This is a genomic window from Myxococcus sp. CA039A, from assembly GCF_013336645.1.
GTDB lineage: Bacteria > Myxococcota > Myxococcia > Myxococcales > Myxococcaceae > Myxococcus > Myxococcus llanfairpwllgwyngyllgogerychwyrndrobwllllantysiliogogogochensis.
This window is the reverse complement of sequence record NZ_JABUMQ010000111.1, coordinates 1-21,451: the sequence shown is the minus strand read 5'-3', so window position 1 is coordinate 21,451 and position 21,451 is coordinate 1. Positions and strand designations below refer to the sequence as shown.

Annotated in this window: 12 protein-coding genes; 4 read left to right on the top strand and 8 right to left on the bottom strand. The window is 69.8% G+C overall.

Annotated elements, in window-relative coordinates; translation table 11 throughout:
* Positions 1 to 61: 61 nt before the first annotated feature.
* Positions 62 to 1,402 (top strand): hypothetical protein, encoded by a 1,341-nt coding sequence (locus tag HR086_RS19830; protein ID WP_174466388.1) that lies wholly within the window; start codon positions 62 to 64, stop codon positions 1,400 to 1,402.
* Between the two features lie 3 nt (positions 1,403 to 1,405).
* Here the strand turns inward: HR086_RS19830 and HR086_RS19825 are convergent, their stop codons facing one another.
* The 5 genes from HR086_RS19825 to HR086_RS19805 all read right to left on the bottom strand — a co-directional run bounded on the left by HR086_RS19825 (position 1,406) and on the right by HR086_RS19805 (position 7,128).
* Positions 1,406 to 2,263 carry a class II glutamine amidotransferase gene (locus HR086_RS19825; protein WP_174466387.1) on the bottom strand — a complete coding sequence of 286 codons (858 nt, stop codon included), beginning with the start codon at positions 2,261 to 2,263 and terminating at the stop codon, positions 1,406 to 1,408.
* A gap of 88 nt (positions 2,264 to 2,351) precedes the next feature.
* Positions 2,352 to 3,617 (bottom strand): imidazolonepropionase, encoded by a 1,266-nt coding sequence (hutI, locus tag HR086_RS19820; protein ID WP_174466386.1) that lies wholly within the window; start codon positions 3,615 to 3,617, stop codon positions 2,352 to 2,354.
* A gap of 4 nt (positions 3,618 to 3,621) precedes the next feature.
* Complete coding sequence (locus HR086_RS19815) at positions 3,622 to 4,266, bottom strand: hypothetical protein (protein ID WP_254626392.1); 645 nt, start codon at positions 4,264 to 4,266, stop codon at positions 3,622 to 3,624.
* A 110-nt stretch (positions 4,267 to 4,376) separates the two neighbouring features.
* Positions 4,377 to 6,032: a urocanate hydratase gene (gene hutU, locus HR086_RS19810; RefSeq protein ID WP_141646188.1), complete on the bottom strand. Its 1,656-nt coding sequence runs from the start codon at positions 6,030 to 6,032 to the stop codon at positions 4,377 to 4,379.
* Positions 6,033 to 6,204: 172 nt separating this feature from the next.
* Positions 6,205 to 7,128: a BON domain-containing protein gene (locus HR086_RS19805; RefSeq protein ID WP_254626391.1), complete on the bottom strand. Its 924-nt coding sequence runs from the start codon at positions 7,126 to 7,128 to the stop codon at positions 6,205 to 6,207.
* 511 nt (positions 7,129 to 7,639) lie between these two features.
* Between HR086_RS19805 and HR086_RS19800 the strand changes: the two genes are divergently transcribed.
* Together HR086_RS19800 and HR086_RS48580 are read left to right on the top strand one after the other, a co-directional pair.
* Positions 7,640 to 10,018: an FdhF/YdeP family oxidoreductase gene (locus tag HR086_RS19800; protein WP_174466384.1), complete on the top strand. Its 2,379-nt coding sequence runs from the start codon at positions 7,640 to 7,642 to the stop codon at positions 10,016 to 10,018.
* 15 nt (positions 10,019 to 10,033) lie between these two features.
* The gene (locus HR086_RS48580; RefSeq protein ID WP_254626390.1) at positions 10,034 to 13,321 is read left to right on the top strand and encodes a hypothetical protein; all 3,288 of its coding nucleotides are present in this window, start codon (positions 10,034 to 10,036) and stop codon (positions 13,319 to 13,321) included.
* An 8-nt stretch (positions 13,322 to 13,329) separates the two neighbouring features.
* On the opposite strand, the gene HR086_RS19790 is transcribed toward HR086_RS48580, so the two are convergent.
* Entirely contained in the window at positions 13,330 to 14,721 is a 1,392-nt protein-coding gene (locus HR086_RS19790; protein WP_174466383.1) for an MBL fold metallo-hydrolase RNA specificity domain-containing protein, read from the bottom strand.
* Positions 14,722 to 14,754: 33 nt separating this feature from the next.
* Here HR086_RS19790 and HR086_RS19785 point away from each other — a divergent pair, with 33 nt between their 5' ends.
* On the top strand, positions 14,755 to 16,134 hold the full coding sequence (locus HR086_RS19785; protein ID WP_141646185.1) for a sigma 54-interacting transcriptional regulator: 1,380 nt from the start codon (positions 14,755 to 14,757) through the stop codon (positions 16,132 to 16,134).
* Between the two features lie 6 nt (positions 16,135 to 16,140).
* Here HR086_RS19785 and HR086_RS19780 read toward each other — a convergent pair whose 3' ends face one another.
* Both HR086_RS19780 and HR086_RS49430 read right to left on the bottom strand, forming a co-directional pair.
* Entirely contained in the window at positions 16,141 to 17,475 is a 1,335-nt protein-coding gene (locus HR086_RS19780) for a serine/threonine-protein kinase (protein ID WP_254626389.1), read from the bottom strand.
* A 151-nt stretch (positions 17,476 to 17,626) separates the two neighbouring features.
* The coding region (locus HR086_RS49430; RefSeq protein ID WP_305794077.1) for a serine/threonine-protein kinase at positions 17,627 to 21,451 on the bottom strand (3,825 nt) is incomplete at its 5' end.

The following is a 21,451-nucleotide window of genomic DNA, read 5'->3' as shown; positions in this document are numbered from 1 at the left end:
CCGCGTCGGGCAGCGCATCGACTTCAGGCCCACGAGGGCCTCATGTTGGAGGAGTGAGAGCATGGCGCGCAGCTACTCGGCGATACGTGAACTCAATCGCGGCCGAGCCATCGCGCCCGGAGACAGGGTGCGAGTGTGGGACGTGCCCGAGGAGTGCTGGTTCTACGACAGCGAGAACCGGCTCCAGGTGTGGACTCGGGAGACCCTGCTCGAGTTCAACGCGATGCCCGCGCCGTCCGTGGCGCGCCAGCGGCACTTCCTCGCGTTGAGGCTTGAGGGCCTCTTCGTGGACGTAGCGCTCTACGAGGACGGAGCCCTCTGTACGCGAGGAATGCTGGGCGGACGCGTGACTCAGTCGCGCGTGCGCTTGTCCGAGGTCGACGCCCTGGTGCTCCACTATGGCCGTCTCGGCTTCCACTCCGGCCTGGGATGGAACGTGTCCTCCAACAGGCTGGTGCGGCGCGAACTGCGCGTCACTCAGCCAGGACTGCTTCGCTCCGAGACGGTGAGCGTCGACGGGGCGGTGCTCCACACGGTCTCCGTGCGCGTCGCGGGGCTGGAGAAGACCTCTCAAGAGGAGCGCACTCCGTTCGCGACGCGTGAAGAGGCGCTCGTCGCGGTGGAGCAGCGGCTCTTCAACCTGGAGCAGGAAGGCCTGTCCGCCTTCACGTGCTCGACGCCCCCCGCGCGGGAAGAGAACCCCGCGCCCCCATCTCAATCGCCGTGGGTGGAGCTGTCGTCCGTGGCCCGGCCCACGACGGCGCACGAGGCCGTGGACGCCGCGGTGGCCCTCCTCGCCGAACTGCACCACAAGCTGCCGGTGGGCCACTTCGTCGTCGAACTCATCGACCCGACCCAGGACCGGGCTCGGCTCGAGCGCATGGGGCATGGCAGCGAGTTCTTCCGCTCCATGCACGAGAAGCGCTTCGGGCGATGGACGAAGCCCGAGGCCGTCGACGCAGCGGGTTCCTCCTTCGACTACTTCACGCGCCGCTACGGCACCGCGACGTGGGTGGCGATGGCACCGAGCAACGTGACGACGCACCTGAGCGGCAACGTCAGCGGTGGCGGGTCGTGCGTGCTCGAAATCAACGCCCACGAGTACAACGTGAAGGAGCTGGCGGAGATCCTGGACGAGCCGGTGCCGGGCCTCGCACAGGCCCTCGTCTTCCACGGGGGCTGGCACGACGGCGCGAGCTTCCTCTTCGACCGGCGCTCCCAGACAACCGAAGGGGAGTACGGCATCCACCGCTTCAACGAGAGCGAGCCCGAACTGCCCGAGGAGCCCACGGCGCCTGGGAAAATCCAGCCGTTCGGCTTCTGGCTGTTCGAGCGCGTCGTGGCCATCCGCGAGAAGCTGGTGCCCGCGCTGCGCGAGCTTCAGCCTCCCGTGGTGCCCTGACGCTCAGGCCGCGTGGCGCGTGGGGCCCGGCGTGGGGGGCTGAAACTCCCCCGCCAGCTCCGGCACGCTCCAGCGATGGAAGACGAGGCCGGCGTCCACGCCGATGACGTCCTCCTCGCCCACGGGCGTCCAGTACGGCCCGCCGCACAGCGACTCGCTGGAGACGATGAGCTGCTCCAGCCGCGTGCCCACCTCGGGCAGGGCGCCCGTGGTGCAGCGAGCCCCACCGGTGGACACGAAGAGCGTCCGGTTGCGCCGCGAAGCCACCATCACCTCGCCGTCGGTGACGAGGAAGTTCATCGCCGAGCGCGGCTGCACCTGCGGCTCGTCGGTGATGGCGGACACCAGGCTCATCGTCTCCGCGAGCGCTCGGGCGACGCCCTCCACGGGGACAGGATGGGCGATGGGATGCCGGGCGGCCAGTCGGGTCAGGAAGACGTAGAAGCAGCGCTCGCTGTCCGTGGTGCCCTGGATGCCCGCGCGCAGCGTGGGACAGATGAGGGCTTCGATTTCGGCGCTGTGCTTCGCGAACTCCCGCACCGTGCCGTTGTGGACGAAGGTCCACCGGCCATGCTGGAAGGGGTGGGAGTTGCGCAGCTCCACCGCGCCCACCGACGCAAGCCGGATGTGCGCCACCACCGTGTGTGAGGACACACGGCTGCTCACCCGCTCGAAGTCAGGGTCACTGTGCGCGGGCCCCACACCGTGGGCCACCAGCGGTAGCGCCTCCGCACCGTACGCGGCGATTCCCCACCCATCCTTGTGCTCGCGCGACTGGATGAGCAGCGAGTTCTTCTCCGTCACCAACGAAGGGTGGACGGCGGAAGGCACTGAAGAACGAAATCCAAAAAGTCGGCACATGGCTGCAGTTGGTACTTATAACGGCCGGCCCCGACGGGAAGCTCTCTTGCCCTCCCGTGCGACGCACGTGTCACCAGACGACGTCGCTTCACCCGCAGGAATTCAGCTCCTGCCTCACCACGACACGCCCGGCCTTCACGACCGTGCGCGCGTGCCCTACGCCTAAATGGTAGGGCAGATGGCGGAAAGACGCACAACTGAACAGCACCAGGTCGCCTGCATCACCCACGGCCAGCCGACCATGTCGTTGCAGTCCCAATGAGAGCGCCGCGCCGCGCGTGGCGGCCCAGTAGGCCTCCGCCGCGCTCAGCCCGTTCTCCAGACACGCCAGTCCCAGCGCCAAGGCCGTGTTTTCACTCATGGCCGAGCCCGGATTCACGTTGGTGCCCAAAGCGATGTTGAGGCCCGCGTCGCGGAGTCGGCGTCCAGGCGCGTAGGGGCGCATGCGCAGGAAGAGGGTGGAGGTGGGCACGAGCACGGCGGTGACGTTGGCGTCGGCGAGGGCGCGCATGCCGGCGTCGGTGACCTGCTCCAGGTGGTCGGCGGTGGCGGCGCCCAGCTCCGCGGCGAGCTCGGAGGCGCCTCGGGCGGTGAGCTGGTCGGCGTGAAGACGCGGCACGAGTCCCAGCGCGCGGCCGGTGGTGAGGATGCGGCGGGCCTCGTCCACGGTGAAGGCGCTGTCCTCCACGAAGACGTCGCAGAAGCGCGCCAGGCCCTCTCGGGCGACGGCGGGAAGAATCTCCTCGATGCAGAGGTGGACGTAGTCCTCGCGGCGCTCGCGGTATTCCTGGGGGATGGCGTGCGCGCACAGCAGCGTGGGCACCAGTTCCACGGGCGTCAGCGCGCCGAGCCTGCGCACCGCGCGCAGCATCTTCAGCTCGTTCTCCAAGTCGAGCCCGTAGCCGCTCTTCACCTCGGCCACCGTCACGCCCTGCTCCAGGAGTCGCTGGACGCGGGGCAGGGCCAGGCGCACCAGCTCGTCCTCGCTGGCGGCGCGTGTGGCGCGCACGGTGCTCACGATGCCGCCGCCGGCCTTGGCGATTTCCAGGTACGTGGCGCCCTGGTTGCGCAGGTCGAACTCGGCGGAGCGCTCTCCCGCGAAGACGAGGTGCGTGTGCGGGTCCACGAAGCCCGGGCCCACGAAGCCTCCCTCGGCATCCAGCACCACCGTGCTCGAAATCACGGCCCCCGAGGGCAGCTCCGACTCCGCGCCCACGAAGGCGATGCGGCCTTCGCGCACGCCCACGCAGGCGCCGGGCTTCGGCGTGAGCGCTGTCTCCGCGCGCTCGCGGTGCGTGCCTTCCAGGGTGAGGACCTCGGACGTGTTGCGGACCAGCAGCTCCAGCGCATCCATTGCGTCAACGACCTCCGCGTACGCCCACGATGGGGACGTTCCAGCTCGCGCTGTTGCCAACCTTCGCCCGGCCGAAACCGCCGGACAGCTCCAGCGTGTCCAACCACCTCCACGTGAAGCGGGCGGCGACCACTCCGCCGTAATACAAGGAGCCCTGGCTCGTGCCATGCGAAGCGAGCGTGTGCACCGCGACGAAGGGCACCAATCCCACGGACACGCCCGGCTCCGGCGAGAAGCTGAAGGCACACGTCGCCTCCGCGCCGGCCATGCTGCCCGGCCCGCCCTTGCTGGAGGTGATGCCGAAGTCGGACGCCCCTCGCAGCGCGAACGAGGGCGCCACGCCTAGCTGCTCCGAGCCGAGGTAATACGACGCGCCCGCGTAGACGCCGTAGCCCGGCACGGGCAGGGGCAGGAACATCTCGCCCTGGATGCCGGTGTGCAGGTGCAGCCGCTCCGTGAGCGGCCACGTCATCGCGGCGTCGAACGCGAGTCCCCACTGCTGCGTGGAGAAGCTCGCGTCGTCTCCCCGGAAGCGCTCGTCGACGCTGACGACCCCTTGCGTGCCGGCGATGGGCGCGCTGAGGCGGGGGCCGCTGCGGATGCCTGCCTGGATCATGCGCTGCTCCGCGGCCCCCGGACCCAGGCGCATGACCATGGGTCCGACGGCCGTCGGGGCACACCCCGCGAGCACACCGAGAGCAAGGGCCAGGGGAAGGACGACTCTCGGGCGCGCGGGGTGGGGCATGGCGACTCCGGAGGCTACACGGTGATGCCCGGAATCTTCACGCCGCGCTCCTTGGCCACCTCGATGGCCTCCGGGTAGCCGGCGTCCGCGTGGCGCAGCACGCCCATGCCGGGGTCGCTGGTGAGCACGCGCTCGATGCGGCGCGCGGCCTCCGCCGTCCCGTCCGCGACGATGACCTGTCCGGCGTGCATCGAATACCCCATGCCCACGCCGCCGCCATGGTGGAAGGACACCCACGACGCGCCGTTCACCGCGTTCACCAGCGCGTTGAGGATGGGCCAGTCCGCCACCGCGTCCGTGCCGTCCTTCATCGCCTCCGTCTCGCGATTGGGCGACGCCACCGAGCCGCAGTCCAGATGGTCTCTCCCGATGACGATGGGCCCCTTCACCTCGCCCTTGCGCACCAGCTCGTTGAACGCGAGGCCCGCCTTCGCGCGCTCGCCGTAGCCCAGCCAGCAGATGCGCGCCGGCAGGCCCTGGAACGCCACGCGCTCTTCCGCCATGGTCAGCCAGCGCTGGAGCGACGCCTTCTGCGGGAACAGCTCGCGCACCGCGCGGTCCGTGCGGCGGATGTCCTCCGGGTCGCCGGACAGCGCCACCCAGCGGAACGGGCCCATGCCCTCGCAGAACAGCGGGCGGATGTACGCGGGCACGAAGCCGGGGAACTCGAAGGCGTTCTCCATGCCGCCCAGCTGCGCCTGGCCGCGCAGGTTGTTGCCGTAGTCGAACACGTGGCTGCCAGCGCGCTGGAAGTCGTTCATCGCCTCCACGTGCTGAATCATCGACTCGCGCGCGCGTCGCACGTAGCCCTCGGGGTCCCGGGTGCGCAGCTCGGCGGCGGCCTCCAGGGACAGGTCCGTGGGGATGTAGCCGTGGAGCGGGTCGTGCGCGCTCGTCTGGTCCGTGACGAGGTCCGGCTTGATGCCCCGGCGGTACAGCTCGCGGAACACCGAGGCCGCGTTGCCGATGATGCCGATGGAGCGGCCCACGCGCTTCTGCTGCGCGTCCTTCGCGAGGGCCAGCGCCTCGTCGATGTCCCTGGCCACCACGTCCAGGTAGCGCGTCTCCACGCGACGCTGGGCGCGCCACGGGTCGATCTCCACGCCGAGGAACACGGCGTTGTTCATGGTGGCGGCCAGCGGCTGCGCGCCGCCCATGCCTCCCAGTCCTCCGGAGAGGATGAGCCGGCCGGCCAGGTCCTCGGTGCCGTAGTGGAAGCGGCCTGCTGCGGCGAACGTCTCGTAGGTGCCCTGGAGGATTCCCTGGGTGCCGATGTAGATCCACGAGCCGGCCGTCATCTGGCCGTACATCATCAGCCCCTTCTTCTCCAGCTCGTGGAAGTGCTCCCAGTTGGCCCAGCGGCCCACGAGGTTGGAGTTGGCGATGAGCACGCGCGGCGCATCCGGGTGCGTGCGGAAGATACCCACGGGCTTGCCGGACTGGACGAGCAGCGTCTCCTCATCGGAGAGGCTCTGCAGGCTGGAGACGATGCGGTCGAAGGACGGCCAGTCGCGGGCGGCCTTGCCGGTGCCGCCGTAGACGACGAGGTCCTCGGGGCGCTCGGCGACATCCGGGTCGAGGTTGTTCATCAACATCCGGAGCGCGGCCTCCTGGACCCAACCCTTGCACGAGAGGGTGGAACCACGGGGGGCGCGGATGACGCGGGACATGAACAGGCTCCTGAGGTGTGGCTGGCGGAAAGGCCCGGCACACTAGCCGAACCCGCGCGGCGCGGGGACAGCACCGTGAGGCCCGCCGCCACAGTGTCCGATGGAGGCCCGGAAAATCCCGTCCCCAGGTGGGACGGGGCCGGATTCATGACGCGCGGGGCCGAGACTCGTCTCAGGAGTGCAACGAGCCGTCCTCCTCCGAGTCCAGCTCCGGTGAGTCGAGCGGCGCCCGGGACGCGGGCGGGTGCGACGCCCCCTCGCTCGGGTGGAGGCGCAGGTGGTTGAGGACCTCCTTCACGCCGAGTACCGCTTCGGCGACGTCCTCGATGGCGCGTTTCTCGTCGCGACCTCGCACGCGGCCAAGCAGGGTCACCACGCCGGCTTCCACCTGGACGTCCACGTCGGCGGAGTCCATCCATGCGCGCATCAGGTGGTCGCAGATGTCCGCGCGGATGCGGTCGTCGCCGCGTTGGTAGCCGCGCGGGCCGCGCCCCGTGGGGCGTGACGGGGCACGAGGTCGGTAGCCACCGCCGAGGAAGCCGCCGTGGCCCATGTCGTGGTCGTCTCCGCGCGACATGCTGGTGGAGAAGCCCTGCTGGGGCGGGGCCATGTTCTCGATGCCCGGCCCATGGCCCGAAGGCTGGGTGCCGCCCTGCCGCACGTCTGCTTCCGCCGGCCGGTCGCGAGGCCCCAGCTCCCGCAGTTCATCCATCCAGGCCTCGGGCTCGTCCCATGAATCGGAGCCGCGCAGGCCATGGCGCGAATGTCCATGCCCAACGGCGCCCTGACGATGTGCTCCAGCGGGCGCGCCGCGCGGACCCTGTCGGCCACCTTCCTCGGAGGGGCCCCTTCGTCGGAGGCGCTCGTCGCCCCGCCCGATGCGAGGGTCACCTTCACCAAGGTCGCGGAAGACGCCGCTGGGGCTGTACCCCGGCCGCCGGGCGATCCGCTCGGGGTCGAGAAGTCGGGCACGACGGTCCAGCTCGTGCTCGCGGTCATAATCCCGGCCGTACTCCCGGGCCTTGTCCAGCTCCCGCGCGGCGTCACCGAAGTCCCGGTCGATTTCGTAGTCGAGCGTGTCGCGGTCGCCCCGCATCGTGCGGTAGCTGCTGTCGCGAGCGAAGTCCCTCGACGGGTGCTCGTAGTCTCGGCGCGCATCCCAGTCCGAGCGGTGGGAGTCCCGGCCGGGTCTCGGGTGGTGCTCGTGGTGTTCGCGGCGGGGTGGGCCTCGTGGGTCGGCCCCTTCCGTGTGCCTCCCGTGCTCGTCCGGCCCCCTGCCCGAATGGCGCCTCCCCTCATGGTCCTCGTGGGAGGCCCCCCGACCGTGTCGCTCTCCGCCTCGCCTGCCGGAGTCCTCATGGCGCCTGCTCATGTCGTGCGTCTCCTTGCGTATCGGCTCGCCCGTGGGCCCTGTCTCCAGAGGGTTTTGACCGTGTGCATCGCTGGCAACGCAGCCTCGCCCTGTCGGCCGTCCAGGCACGGGCCGGGCGGGAATGAGGACAACGAGAGGGGACGCTTCGAGCAGACATACCCGCGAGGCCCGGGAGGGGTAGACTCGCGCGCGCCACGGTCGGGCAATCGTCCGCATGGCATCTGGAGGGCGGGGCATGGCCGAAGTACAGCGGGACGACGAGGAGAGGCAGGGCGCACCCGCCTCGGCGCTGACGCCGCTGCTTCCTCCCGTTCAGCCGCCCGAGGAGCCGCGGGCTCCCCTGGTGGGCCCCTTGTCCGGGGTCGCGGGCGGTATTCCCGCCGTCATCTCCACGATGAAGCATGCGTGGGGGGAGATGGGGGTCGTGCGTGGCACGCGCCTGCTGCTCAAGGTCAACCAGAAGGACGGCTTCGACTGTCCGGGGTGCGCGTGGCCGGACCCGGGACATCGCTCCGTGGCGGAGTTCTGTGAGAACGGCGCCAAGGCGGTGGCGGAAGAGGGCACGACGGAGCGCGTGACGCCCGACTTCTTCCGTCAGTGGAGCGTGGCGGAGCTGTGTGCGCAGTCCGATTTCTGGCTGGGCAAGCAGGGACGACTCACGCACCCGATGGTGCTGCGCGAGGGCGCCACGCACTACGCGCCCATCTCGTGGGAGGACGCCTTCGCGCTCGTCGCCGAGGAACTCCACGCGCTGGAGACGCCGGACGCCGCATGCTTCTACACGTCGGGACGCACCAGCAACGAGGCCGCGTTCCTGTACCAGTTGTTCGTGAGGCAGTTCGGTACGAACAACCTGCCGGACTGCTCGAACATGTGCCACGAGTCCAGTGGCACTGCGCTCAGCGAGACGCTCGGCATTGGCAAGGGCACCGTCACGCTGGAGGACTTCGACCAGGCGCAAGCCATCTTCGTCATCGGGCAGAACCCGGGCACCAACCATCCGCGCATGCTCACCACGCTCCAGGCCGCCGCGCGCCGGGGCTGCGAAATCGTCAGCATCAACCCGCTGCCCGAGACGGGGCTCAATCGCTTCAAGCACCCGCAGGAGGTGTTCCAGCTCCTCGGTCCGGGTACGGCGCTCAACACCCAGTTCCTCCAGGTGCGCATCAACGGGGACGTGGCGCTGCTTCAGGGCTTGGGCAAGGCGCTGTTGGACTTGGAGGCGCTGAAGCCCGGCACGGTGGTGGCGCGCTCGTTCATCGAGGACAAGACGCTCGGGTTCGAGGCGTACGCGGCCCACCTCGCTGAAGTGAGCTGGGACGACGTGGTGGAGCGCAGCGGTGTGCCGCGCGCGCGGATTCTCGAGGCGGCGGAGCTGCTCGCCCGGTCCGAGCGCATCATCTTCTGCTGGGCCATGGGGCTCACCCAGCACCGCAACGCGGTCGCCAACATCCAGGAGATCGTCAACCTCACGTTGCTGCGGGGCAGCATTGGCAAGCCCGGCGCGGGTGTCTGCCCGGTGCGCGGCCACAGCAATGTGCAGGGGGACCGCACCATGGGCATCTGGGAGCGGCCGAAGGCCGAGTTCCTGGACGCGCTGGCCCGGGAACTCGACTTCGAGCCTCCGCGCCACCATGGCCTGGACGTGGTGGACACCATCCACGGCATGCACGAGGGCCGGGTCCGGGTGTTCTTCGCGATGGGCGGCAACTTCCTGTCGGCCACGCCGGACACGGAACTCACGGCGCGGGCCTTGCGGCGCACCCGGCTCACCGTGCATGTCTCCACCAAGCTCAACCGTGCGCATCTGGTGCATGGGCGCAGGGCGCTCATCCTCCCGTGCCTGGGGCGTACCGAGTGGGACGTGCAGGCGGGTGGGGCGCAGTTCGTCACGGTGGAGAACTCGATGGGCGTGGTGCATGCCACGCGCGGCGCGGTGGCTCCAGCGTCAGAGCACCTGCTCAGTGAGCCGGACATCGTCGCGCGGCTGGCCGAGGCGGTGCTGGGCTCGCGCTCGAAGGTGCCGTGGCGGTCGATGGTGGAGGACTACGACCGTGTCCGGGACATGATCGCTCGAGTCATCCCGGGCTTTGGTGATTTCAATCGTCGCGTGCGCGAGCCCGGAGGGTTCTTCCTGCCGAATGGGCCTCGCGAGGGACGCTTCACCACCGCGAGCGGCAAGGCGCACTTCACGGTGCACGCCATGCCTCGCGAGGAGCTGGAGCCCGGGCAGTTGTTGATGATGACGCTGCGGACGCATGACCAGTTCAACACCACGGTGTATGGATTGGATGACCGGTACCGTGGCATTCGGGGAGGTCGGCGCGTGGTGCTGATGAACCCGAAGGATATCCAGGAGCGAGGCCTCTCCGAGGGACAGGTGGTGGACTTGACGAGCCACTTCCAGGGAGAGACTCGCGTGGCCCGGAGGTTCGTGGTGGTGCCGTACAACATCCCGCGTCGGTGTGCGGCGACGTACTTCCCCGAGACGAACGTGCTGGTGCCGGTGGACAGCTTCGCTGAGAAGAGTCGCACGCCTGCTTCGAAGTCCGTGGTCATCACCGTGGCGCCGTCCGTGGACGCGCCGGCCCTGGTCGAGGGTTCGACTTCATGAGGTCCGTGAGCGCGCATGCAGCCGTCCGGTGAGGCCGCGTGGCCGGAGTCGCTCCGGCCGCTTTATGAGGGAGTCTCGCGCACGCCCGATGCCGAGGCGGTGTCGGCGTCCGCGCAATGGACGGAGTCCTTCGCGCAGTGGGTGCGTGGAGCTTCGCTGGACGAGCGCAACCAGGCGCAGCTCGCAGCGTGGGAGCGCGTGGCCGCGGGCGCGCGGGGGCTCGCGGAGTTGTTGTTCCTGGTGGGCTCGTGCAGCGAACTGCTGTGGCCGTATGCGGCGCCGCCACCGGGATTGCTGGAGCGCCTGCTGTCGCGACAGGCCCAGATGCTGGACGTGCTTGGAGCGGCGGGAGACGCGGAAATCACGGGGCGGGTGCGACGGGAGACCGAAGCCTCCGTGTCGACGGTGCTGACGCGCTACCTCAAGCGGCACCCGGACTCGCTGGCGACCCTGGTGGGAGACGTCTCGTGCTCGTTCGATGGGCGGGCGTTGCGGTTCCAGGACAGCGTGGAGGTGGACCTCAAGCGGGTGATGGCCACGGGAGCGAAGGCCATCGGGATGTTGGAGCAGCTTCGCGCGCTCCTGCCGGCGACCGCCGAGGCGGGACGGGACAGGCTCGCGGACTTCATCCGGACTCGGGCCTCGCGCATTCCCTGGCAGGAGGCGTCGGAGGTACTGGCGGAGCGGCTGTTCGCCCTGGCGACTTCGCCTGACGGCCGCGGTGCGATGCGCGGCTTCCTGGCGTGTTATCCGAATGGCCGCAAGGAGCCGGAGTGGTGTGCTCGCGCGGGCTTGTTGCTGGCGCGGACCTTGGAAGTCGGCGGCCCGACGTCCGTGGTGGAGAACCTGTGCGAGCTGCTCGCGCGCTTCGATGCGCCGCCGGTGGATGGGCTGCGCGGGGCGATGGGCGCGCTGGTGGGGAGCGACTTCGAGGTGGCCGCGAGCCTGGAGCCCGTGCGGTTCGTGCTGGACCACTGTCAGGCCACGCTGCGCAAGGGTGAGCCCGGGCTCGTGCTGGCCCTGGTGTGGTTGGAGGAACGGCTGTTCCGTGCGTCGGTCCGCAAGGGCCTGACGGATGCGTTCGAGCGGCGCAAGCGGACGCGGGCGAAGCTGGAACCGCTGGCTCCTGGCTTCGTGCAGTTGTGTTGGTTGGCGGAGGAGTGCGCGGACCTGTGGCCTCGCCTGGTGGCGGTGGACGCGCGACCGGGGATGGACGAACTGGCGGCGTGGCGCGAGGACGTGGCGGAGCGGGTGGGGCGCAAGCCCATGCTGCGCAAGGCGGCCATCGAGTTCTTCCTGTGGTGCGCGCCGGATGCGGCGTCGTCCGAGGCGGAGCTGACGGTGTTGTCGCTCCTGCGCACGGAGACGGACCGACGGCAGGTGCGAAAGCTGAAGGACCACCCGTCGTCGCGAGTGCGGTTGCGGGTGCGCACGTTGCAGCGGTGGCTTCAGGGCACGGGCAAGGAAGGGCCCGGCGTGAAGCCCACGGGCGCGGTCGCTCCGGCTTCGCTGACGGAGGCACTGCGGCACTTGCATGTGACTCGCGCGGTGCCGCTGGCTGGGCGGACGTGGCTGAGAGATCGCGACCTGGAGGAGTTGCTGCTGGGCGCGGTGACTCGGGTGGAGACGGACTTCGCCACGCGTTACCCGGAGCGGTTCCGTGAGGACACGGAGGAACTGGTTGCCTCGCTGCTGGAGGGCCTGAGTGGGGAGATGGGTCGTGTGAAGGCGGACCTGTTGACCTTGCTGGCGCAAGGGCAGCCGCCGCCTCTGGACTTCGAGCTGACGGTTCGCCGCGTGGCGGACATCGTGCCCGAGGAGCCGCTTCCTCCGACGGAAGGACAGGTTGGCGGTGAGGCCAGCGCGTTGGCGAGTGCGGACGCGCATGCCCCCACTGCCGAGGTTGAGGGAACCGCCACAGAGGTGGCGGTCGATATCGCGAGCGACGAGGACGCTCATCGCGGGGACGTGGCAGGGGCGGAGACCGTGCGACCGTTCGCGGATGGCGCTCTCGCCGGCGAAGGGCCGGAGGATTCGAGCGCGCTAGATGCGCCTCCGGATGTTGTCGTTCCCGATGAAAAGACTCTGGGCGAGAGCCCAGAGAGCAATGAGGGCGCCGAACTTCTGGCAGATGAGCCCGCGGACGTTTCTGGGGCTGATGGCAGACCGGGTGATGTGAGCGCCTTGGTTCTCCAGGCCGAAGTACCGCTGTCAGAGACGCGGGCTGACGTTGGTGGTTCTGACGAAGCCGGGCCAATCGAGCGCACGCCGACGGCTGAGGTCGAATCTCCTTTGGCGGACACGCAGGGCGACGGGGTTGCTTCCGACGAAGCCACTTCAGCTGGGCGTGCGTTGAGTGTCTTGGCTGAAGCGCCTTCGGCGGATACGCGTGACGATGTGGCTGCTTCGGACGAAGGGGCTCTGGGGGCTCGTTCTGTCGCAGGCCAGAACGCAGCGCTCGTGTCCGACGAGAGGCCGCACGGTGAGCACGAAGTCGATGGAATGGACGCAGCGCAGTGGGGAGAACAGCCCGCCGAGGCCACTGCTTCCGAGGCGGTGACTCCTGGCGAGCACTCCGGCGAACTTACGGAGGTCTCAGGAGCCGACGATGCTCAGGTATTCGTCTCGCCCGGACACGACGTTCCTCTAGATTCGGCGACACCCGCCGAGAATCCACCCGACTGCACGGAACCACTGCCCCCGTTGCTCGCTCCGGGGACGACCTCCGCCGCCGAGTCACGGTGGGTCGAGGAGGCAACGCCGACGGAGGCTCCCTCTCATCCACGAGCGCCGAAGAGGAAGCGAGCCGCGAAGGGCGCCGCCTCTCGGCCCACCTCCGGACCCGAGGTCGCCTTCGTCCTCGATGCGGACGTCGACGGCTTCGTGCGCACCGAACGCGCGGTGCTCGTGCAGGTGGTGAAGCTGGAGCAACGTGGTGAAGGGCAGTGGCTGCCTCACTTCAAGCTCGGACGTGAGCAACTCGATGGAATGCTCTCGCGGACCGACGCCGCCTTCTGTCTCTTCCTCGTTCCACCCATCCCTCGCGCCGAGTGCTGGCTGCTTCCCGCTCGACTCGTGCGCGAGCTGATGGAAGACCAGCGCTCGCTGTCCGAAGTGTCACGGGAGACGGTGGCTCGCGCCGCGCGCTCCCTGGCCCACTGGTGGATGGGCGACTTCGTGAGCCTCTGGACCGGTGACGCTCGGCCCGCTTTGCTGGCGCACGTATCCGGTCACGCCAAGGACGGACCGGCCTTCATCGTCCGCTGGTCGGTGCGGACAGGCGCCCGCACCGAGAAGTCCTAGCCGACGGCTCAGACCGCCAACTCCAGCTCCACCTTCTCCATGTACCCAGGCACGTAGGCGTTCCAGCTCTTGGCCTGCACGCGCCGCCGGAGTGCCTCCAGTGCCTCCGGCTCACCGTGGACCAGCAGCGTCTGGCGCGGCGGAGAATCGAAGCCCTCCATCCAGCGCATCGTCTCCGTCCAGTCGGCATGCGCCGAGAAGCCGCTCACCGTGTGGATCTCCGCGGCCACCGGCACACGCTGCCCGTGGATGAGGGTCTCCTTCTCGCCATCGAGCAGCCGCCGACCTCGCGAACCCACGGACTGATAGCCCACGAAGAGCACCGTGTTGCGCGGGTCCGGCAGCCGGTGCTTCAGGTGGTGCAGCACCCGTCCACCCGTGGCCATGCCGGACGCGGAGATGATGACCGCGGGCCCCTGGTGCTGGTTCAGTTGCTTGCTCTCCTTCGCGGACGTGACGAACCGAGTCCTCCGAGTCGCCAGCGGAGACGCCCCGCGCTCCACTATCGACTTCATCACCAGGTCATGTTCCTCGGGATGCATCAGGTACAGCGGCGTCGCGTCACACGCCATGGGCGAGTCGACGAACACATCCACTTCTGGAATGCGCTTCGCCTCTTCCAGATTGCGCAGGTGGAAGAGTATCTCCTGCGTGCGTCCCACCGCGAACGCGGGAATCACCACCACTCCACCCCGCTCAAAGGCGCCCGTCACCGCTTCGCACAGCGCATCCACGGGCTTCGTGTCGCGGTGTTGCCTGTCTCCATAGGTGCTCTCGACCACCAGCGTCGTGGCCGAGTCCACGCTCTGCGGGTCTCTGAGAATGGGCGCGTTGTAGCGCCCCAGGTCCCCACTGAAGACCACGCGCTGACGCGTGCTCTTCAAATCGAACACGCACACCGCCGAGCCCAGGATGTGGCCCGCCCGGTAGAAGGTGAGGGTGATACCGGGGAGGATTTCCTTCGGCCGCTCGTAGCCGAAGGTCTCCATCATCTCCACCGCGCGCTCGGCGTCGGGCACCGTGTAGAGGGGCAGGGCGGGGCGGTGCTTGGAGTAGCCCTCCTTGTTCGCATAGCGGGCCTCCTCCTCGTGCAGGTGCGCGGAGTCCGGCAGCAACAAGGCCGTCAAATCCCGCGTGCCCGGCGTGGTGTAGATGGGGCCGTTGTAGCCCTCTCGAACCACCCGGGGGAGCCCACCGGTGTGGTCGATGTGGGCATGCGTGAGGACGATGGCGTCGATCTCCCGCGCGGGCAGGGGCAGTGGCTCCCAGTTGCGTTGACGCAGTTCCTTCTGGCCTTGGAAGAGCCCGCAGTCGACGAGGACCTGCTTGCCATCATGCTCGAGGAGGAACTTCGAGCCCGTCACGGTTCCGGCGGCGCCGAGAAAATGGAGGGAGGCCATGGGCGCATCCTACCGTGCTAGCGTGGGGCGCCCATGAGCATCTCCGAGCGGCCCCCCGGGGCGGACCGCACCCCCTCGAAGGGCGAGGACGCCCAGCAGACTCGGCCCACCGGCTCCGGTCGCCCTGGTTTCACCGGTGCCGTCCGTCGCTTCCGCTTCACCGTCCTGGAGGGCCCGCAGCCCGGGCAGTCCAAGGACTCCAACGCCGACACCTTCTCCATCGGCTCGCACGCCCTCAATGACTTCGTCATCGAGGAGCCCACCGTCTCGCGCTTCCACTGCGAGGTGCGGGTCGACCGCGATGGCGCGCGCGTGAGGGACCTGGACAGTCTCAACGGCACGGTGCTCGACGGCGTCCACGTGCGCGAGGCGTACCTGCGCGGTGGCAGCGTACTTCGCCTGGGCCGCGTCAGCGTGCGCTTCGACTTCAGCCCGGAGAGCAATCGCCTCCAGATTTCCGAGCGCAGCTTCTTCGGCGAACTGGTGGGCACCTCCGTCGTCTCCCGCGCGAGCTTCGCGCTCATGGAGCGCGCCTCCGCCAGTGATGCGACGGTGCTGCTCGAAGGAGAGACAGGGACGGGGAAGAGCCGCGCGGCCCTGGCCATCCATCGCGCGGGAGCCCGTGCGTCCGGCCCGTTCCTCACCGTCGACTGCGGCGCCATCCCCGGCAACCTGCTGGAGAGCGAGCTGTTTGGCCACGAGAAGGGCTCCTTCACGGGCGCGCTCCAGCGGCGCATCGGCGCCTTCGAGGAGGCCGACGGCGGCACCATCTTCCTCGACGAAGTGGGCGAGCTGCCGTCCGAGCTTCAGCCGAAGCTGCTGCGCGTGCTGGAGCAGCGCGAGATTCGTCGGCTGGGCTCGAACACGTATCAGCCCGTCAACGTGCGGGTCATCGCGGCGACCCATCGAGACCTGCGCGCGGAGGTGAACGCGGGTCGCTTCCGTCCGGACCTGTTCTTCCGGCTCGCGGTGGTGCGCATCCTCATCCCTTCGTTGCGGGAGCGTCCCGAGGACATCCCCCTCATCGCCGAGCGCATCCTGGCCGCGTTCGGCGCGGAGCCCGAGCATGTCGCGGCCCTGAGCACGCCCGAATTCATCGACCAGCTCCAGCACGCCGCATGGCCCGGCAACGTGCGCGAGCTGCGAAACCACCTGGAGCGCTGCCTCGTGTTCCAGGACGCCATGCCTCCGACGACGGAGCAGATTGGTGCGCAGGGCGTCCTCGGGAGCATGGTGGACCCCAAACAGCCCTATGCGGAGGCGCGTCGCCGGGCGCTCGAAATCTTCGAGCGTGAGTACCTGGATGCGCTGATGCAGCTCCACGGCGGCAAGGTGTCGCAGGCCGCCACCGCCGCGGACATGGACCGCGTGTACCTGTACCGCCTGCTTCGTCGACGCGGCCTGCGGACCTGAGCCGAATCAGTCGGCGTCTCGCTCCGTCACCACACCCGGTGCGCCCCCGGTGGCCCAGCCCTCCAATCGGGACAGGGGGCCGCTCACGAGTCGCCCGCCCTGCGAGTTCGTTGAAAGCTCGCCAGGCGCGGCGTGGAGATAGAGCCGTGTCTCGAGCGCGTCGCCAGCGAGGGCCATCGCTCGCGTGAGGACCTGCTGTGCCAGCCTCCGACACGCGGTGCGCTCGACGGTCCGCGCTGGTGCCTCCGAGGGAAGCTCGCGCCAGGCGAGGAGGGCATTGCCGCCTTCCACGGCCAGCGTCCAACCCGCGGACTCCAGCAGCTCGCGGCTCGATTCCAAGGCCGTGTCCCTCGCGTCCAGCGCATCGTCCGTGGGGTCTTCGTGTGACGCCGGGAAACGAAGGTCCAGGTAGAGCCCGGCGGCCCAGGTCGCTTCGTCCACGGGGGCGAGCGCCGCGCGCAGCGCCGAGAGGAACGTCGTGACATCCGGCCAACGCTCGTCGGGGCGCTTCGCGAGACAGCGTCGGACCAGGGCCTCCAGGGCGGGAGGAACCCGCACGCTCTCACTCAGCCGGGGTGGAGGCGCGTGCAGGTGCTGCTCCTCGATTTCGACCGCGCTCTCTCCGGTGAAGGGGAGCTTCCCCGTGAGCAGTTGATAGAGCAGCACACCGAGCGCATACAGGTCCGCGCGCACGTCCACGGGCTGGCCGAGGATCTGCTCCGGAGCCATGGCCACCGGGGTTCCCAGCACCGCGCCCGCGCTCGTCAGGCCCGCGCTGCCTTCGGCGGGTGCCACCTTGGCGATGCCGAAGTCGACGAGCTTCACGGTGAAGCCCTCCGCGCGCGGCAGGAGCATGACGTTCTGGGCCTTCAGGTCGCGGTGCAGCACGTCCTGCCCGTGGGCATGTGCCAGCGCGCTCCCCAGTTCCTCCATCACCGTGTGGGCTTCCGCGAGCGAGAAGGGTCCACGGCGCGCGAGCCATCGGTCCAGGCTCTCGCCTTCCAGCCACTCCATGGCGAGCCAGGGGCGTCCGTCGCGCAGTTCCCCGTATTCGAGCACGCGCACGATGTGTGGATGCTGAAGTGTCTGGAGCGTGTCGGCTTCTTGCTTGAAGCGCTTGAGGACTTCGCTCACGTGGTTGAAATGGGCCCGCACGACCTTCACGGCGGCGGGAGCACGAGTGTCCACATGGGTGGCGCGATAGAGCGACGCGGTGACACCCGAGTGGGCCCGGGACTCCACCACCCACGGACCGACGAGGGCTCCCGGCTCCAACTCGTCACCATACAGGGAGACCTGCGCGTGACTCCCCGCGCCGTCTCGCTCGTTCATCTCGGCCATCCACGCTCCCCGATTCCTGCTAGCACGGGCCGGGCTCCTCCCGCCTCCTGTCCCTGCTTGTCACGAGCGACCGGCCGAGAGCCATCCGGCCAGTGGCCCGCGCGTTCGCTGCGAACACGGGCCCGCTCCGCCTGTCTCCGGACGTCATTCGTCACGCGCCAGGCTTCTCCCGGCCGCCGAGCCCATCCGTCACGAGTCCCCGGACGCGCTCCGTCCAGAGCGGCGCCTCGTGCGCGATGTCCTCGACCTCCGTGACTCTCGCGCGCAGTGCCTCGTCATCGCCTGCCGCCCGGGCCGCGCGTGCCGCCCAGATGAGGACTTCCATCCGTTCGTCCGGTGTCATCCGCGTCCTGGCGGAGTCCACCCGCTCCTCCCAGAAGGCGCGGGTATAGGGCCGTTCACCCGACGACTCATCCACCACACGTCGCACCACGGAGCTCATGAGTTGGTCCGCCGGTGACATGCTCGCGAGCGAAGTCGACTCCTCCAGCCACGTCAGCTGTCGAGCCGCCTCCGCCAGGTCACTCAGCTCGCAGCAGAGGCGCGCCACGAGCAGCGCATCCTGGGCCATGGAGCGCGGAAAGAACCGCTGACTGAGCACGCCCGCGCGTCGCGCCAGTGGCAGTGCTTCCGCCGCGCGCCCCTGGTACGCCAGGAGCAACGCGAGGTTGAACGCGGAGGTCCGTTCGATCTGCACGTTGCCCAGCTCGCGCCCCAGGCTCACCGCGCGCTCCAGGTCTCCTCGCGCGCCCGCCACGTCGCGCCGCTGGACGTGCAGCACCATCCGATTGTTGAGCGCGACGCCCAGATGCAGCGTGTCGCCCGTGGACTCGCACAGGGCGATGGCCTCGTCGAAGCGTCGCGCGGAGTCCTCGAGCTGGCCGGTCCACCCCAGCATCGCGCCGAGCATCGCCAGCGCGATGGCCTCCGTCTCCTCGTCGCGCGTGGAACGGGCCATGGCCACCGCTTCCTCCAACGGAGTGATGGCTCCCGCGATGTCCTCACGCCTCACGAAGACCCGCGCGCGCGCCAGGGCGTGACGTGCCGCCAGGTCCGAGGGCACGGGCTCGCCCAGCAACCGCAGGGCCTGCTCCTGCAATGCGATGGCGTCCTCCGTCTCGTCCCGCCAGTCCAGCGCGGTGGCTTCCTCCAGGAGCAGGTCCGCCTCTCGCACCACGGACCCACGGGCGACGGCCACACGTCGAGCCTCGCGCAGGTCTTCCAGCGCGTCGTCGATGCGCTGGAGCCGATAGCGCACGCGGCCTCGGCCCGAGAGCAGCACCAGCCTGAGCACGTCGTACTCGCGAGGCAGCAGCGCCAGCGCGGCCGAGTAGTGACGCTCGGCTTCCAGCAGCCGGTAGCCTCGGCGACTGGACTCCGCCATCGCATGGTGGAGCTCCAACGCCAGGAGCGTCTCCCCGGCGGCCTCCGCCCAGCGGGCCCTGCGTGGCATGGGAGCTTCGGGAAGGGCGCTCAACGCGGAACCGCAGATGCGGCGCCGCAACGCTCCCGGGAGTTGCGCGGCGAAGGCCTCGCGCAGCGTGGTGTGCTCGAAACGCCAACGCCGGGGCCCTCGTGACTCCAGCATCCCCATGCGCGCCAGCCGCTCCAGGCCCACGCCCGGGTCCAGCGAGAGGTCCAGCGCCGCGTCGTGCTCCAGCCGCGCGAGCGTGGCGGACAGCTCATCCCAGCGCACGTCGTCGCCCAGCACCGCCGCCACTTGAAGCAGCGAGCGCAGTCCCGACGGAAGCGCCGCGAGACCGCGCACCGCCATCCGTTCATCCGGACTCGGACTGTCCAGGGCTCGCGCGTCCAGGGCCTCCGCCGCCAGATAGCCGCCACCCCCGACGCGTGCCCGGATGGCACCCGCGGCCCTCAGCGTTCGAACCAGCTCCACCAGCCGCAGCGGCGAGCCGCCACACCGCTCCGCCAGCTCCCGCAACGTCGCCTCCGCGGGCACATCCACCAGATGAAGCAGCTCGCGCAGCACCTCCAGCGCCGCACCATCCTCCAGCGGCTCCAGCTCCCTGCTCGCGGTGTCGGCGGAGCGCTCGCCCAGGTAGGGCCGCATCTCCAGCAGGCGATGGCGCCCCGCGAGGACGATGCACAGTGGCGCCTGGACTCCCGCGAGTGTGGCCAGCTCCAGCGCATCGAGCGCGGTGGGGTCCAACGTCTCCGCGTCGTCCACGAGCAGCACGAGGGGTCGTGCCTCGGAGAGCCGCCGCAGTCGCGACGCGAGGGCTCGGGCGATGTGCTGCCGCCGCGCCGCCGGGTGCAGGGTGGCGAATTCCAACGTGAGGCCCGCGCCTTGGAGCAGGAGCTTCACGGCCTCTTCGGAGAGCGTGTTGGGGGGAAGTCCCAGGATGGTGGTGAGCAGGTTGCCCAGGCCACTCTCGGTGGCGCTGGCCTCGTCACGGTGCGCTTCCACCAGCACGCTGGAAACCGCGCCCGTGCCCAGCAGCTCCCGGTGGAACTCCGCCAGCAGTCGCGTCTTGCCGAGCCCCTCTTCTCCCAGCAGCGTCAAGAGCAGGGGCGCGCGGTGCTCGCGGATTCGCGCCACGCCTTCTCGCAGCCAGCCCAGGTCACCTTCTCGACCCCGCAGGGTGACGGCACGCGGAGGGGGCAGCTCGGGTGGTGGCGTGCGTCCGGACTCGTGCTCCCGGAGCCATTCCCGCGCCTCCGGAGTCAGCAGCAGGGCGTCGGATGGAGCCGGCGACGACGGCCACCACCGCTCCACGTGTTCGAGCGCCGCGCCTCCCAGCACCCACCGCCCACCACGCTCCCGCACGCGCAGGGACGCCCGATGCACCGCGCGCGTCGAGCCGGCAGGCAGCACACTCGCGAGCGCCTCCGCGGCCTTGTGCGCGGTGCGCAAGCCTACGTCCACGCCACTGGCATGGGGAAACGCGAAGAGCGCGAGCCCGACCTCCACGCGAGCCAGCTCCGCCCCGACGCCGGAGAGCTGTGCGCGCAGCGAGGGAACATCCAATGACGTCCTGACGCCCAGCAGAGCGATGTCCCGTGGGCCCACGCTGGCCACGGACCGTGGCGCGGACGTCGTGCTGTCCTCGGGACTGCCATCATGGAGCGGAGGCGCCGCGTCGGAAGGGGAGGGCCGTGCTCCCCTCGGCAGACATTCGAGTGCCTCGACGACCTCCGAGGCCGTGGACCACCGCTCCTCGGGAGCCTTCGCCAACAGGCGCGACACGAGCGCTTCCACCGCGTCCGGCACGGGCGACGGCGAAAGCCGTGCGAGCGATGGGGGACGGCGAGAGACATGGGCTTGAAGCACGGAGGCCGTCTCTCCAACGAAGGGCGGCCGGCCGCACAGCATTTCGAAGTACACGACACCCAGGCTGTAGAGGTCGGCGCGCGCGTCGATGATGCGAGCGTCGTGACACTGCTCGGGCGACATGTATTCGTGGGTGCCCAGCCGCTGGCCCGTCCTCGTCACGCTGGGCGCGGGCGCCTCATCCCGGGTGGCGCCGACGCGGGCGAGTCCGAAGTCGACGAGCACCAGCCGTTCGCCGGCGAGCATCACGTTCTCGGGCTTCAGGTCCCGGTGCACCACCGACGCGGCATGCACGCCCGAGAGGGCCCGGGCCAGCGCCACCATCACCCCTCGCGCTTCGTCCCACGGCAGGGCGCCTTGGCCGGGAAGCTCCGCGAGGCGGCGGGCCAGGGTGACGCCTTCGATGAGCTCCATCGCGACGACGTGCTCACCAGCGGAGGTGCGCGTTTCCCCCAGCAGCTCCGGTGTGACGGGCGGGCCGATGCGGCGCAGGGCCTCCAACTCGCGAGTCAGTCGCTCGGATGCGAGCGGCTCCAGCACCTTGAGGGCCACCTGCCTGCCGTCCGCGTCGCGGCGCGCGGCGTGGACCCGGCCAAAGCCTCCCCGGCCCAGGGCGGCGCCCAACTGGTAGCCGGGCACGTCGGGCGCAGGGGCGGGAGGCGCTCGGGGCGCAAGCGCGGAGGA

Coding starts and splice junctions, on each gene's coding strand:
- HR086_RS19830 (WP_174466388.1), top strand. CDS start 62: ATGGCGCGCAGCTACTCGGCGATACGTGAACTCAATCGCGGCCGAGCC.
- HR086_RS19825 (WP_174466387.1), bottom strand. CDS start 2,263: ATGTGCCGACTTTTTGGATTTCGTTCTTCAGTGCCTTCCGCCGTCCAC.
- hutI (WP_174466386.1), bottom strand. CDS start 3,617: ATGGATGCGCTGGAGCTGCTGGTCCGCAACACGTCCGAGGTCCTCACC.
- HR086_RS19815 (WP_254626392.1), bottom strand. CDS start 4,266: ATGCGCCTGGGTCCGGGGGCCGCGGAGCAGCGCATGATCCAGGCAGGC.
- hutU (WP_141646188.1), bottom strand. CDS start 6,032: ATGTCCCGCGTCATCCGCGCCCCCCGTGGTTCCACCCTCTCGTGCAAG.
- HR086_RS19805 (WP_254626391.1), bottom strand. CDS start 7,128: ATGCGGGGCGACCGCGACACGCTCGACTACGAAATCGACCGGGACTTC.
- HR086_RS19800 (WP_174466384.1), top strand. CDS start 7,640: ATGGCCGAAGTACAGCGGGACGACGAGGAGAGGCAGGGCGCACCCGCC.
- HR086_RS48580 (WP_254626390.1), top strand. CDS start 10,034: ATGCAGCCGTCCGGTGAGGCCGCGTGGCCGGAGTCGCTCCGGCCGCTT.
- HR086_RS19790 (WP_174466383.1), bottom strand. CDS start 14,721: ATGGCCTCCCTCCATTTTCTCGGCGCCGCCGGAACCGTGACGGGCTCG.
- HR086_RS19785 (WP_141646185.1), top strand. CDS start 14,755: ATGAGCATCTCCGAGCGGCCCCCCGGGGCGGACCGCACCCCCTCGAAG.
- HR086_RS19780 (WP_254626389.1), bottom strand. CDS start 17,475: ATGGCCGAGATGAACGAGCGAGACGGCGCGGGGAGTCACGCGCAGGTC.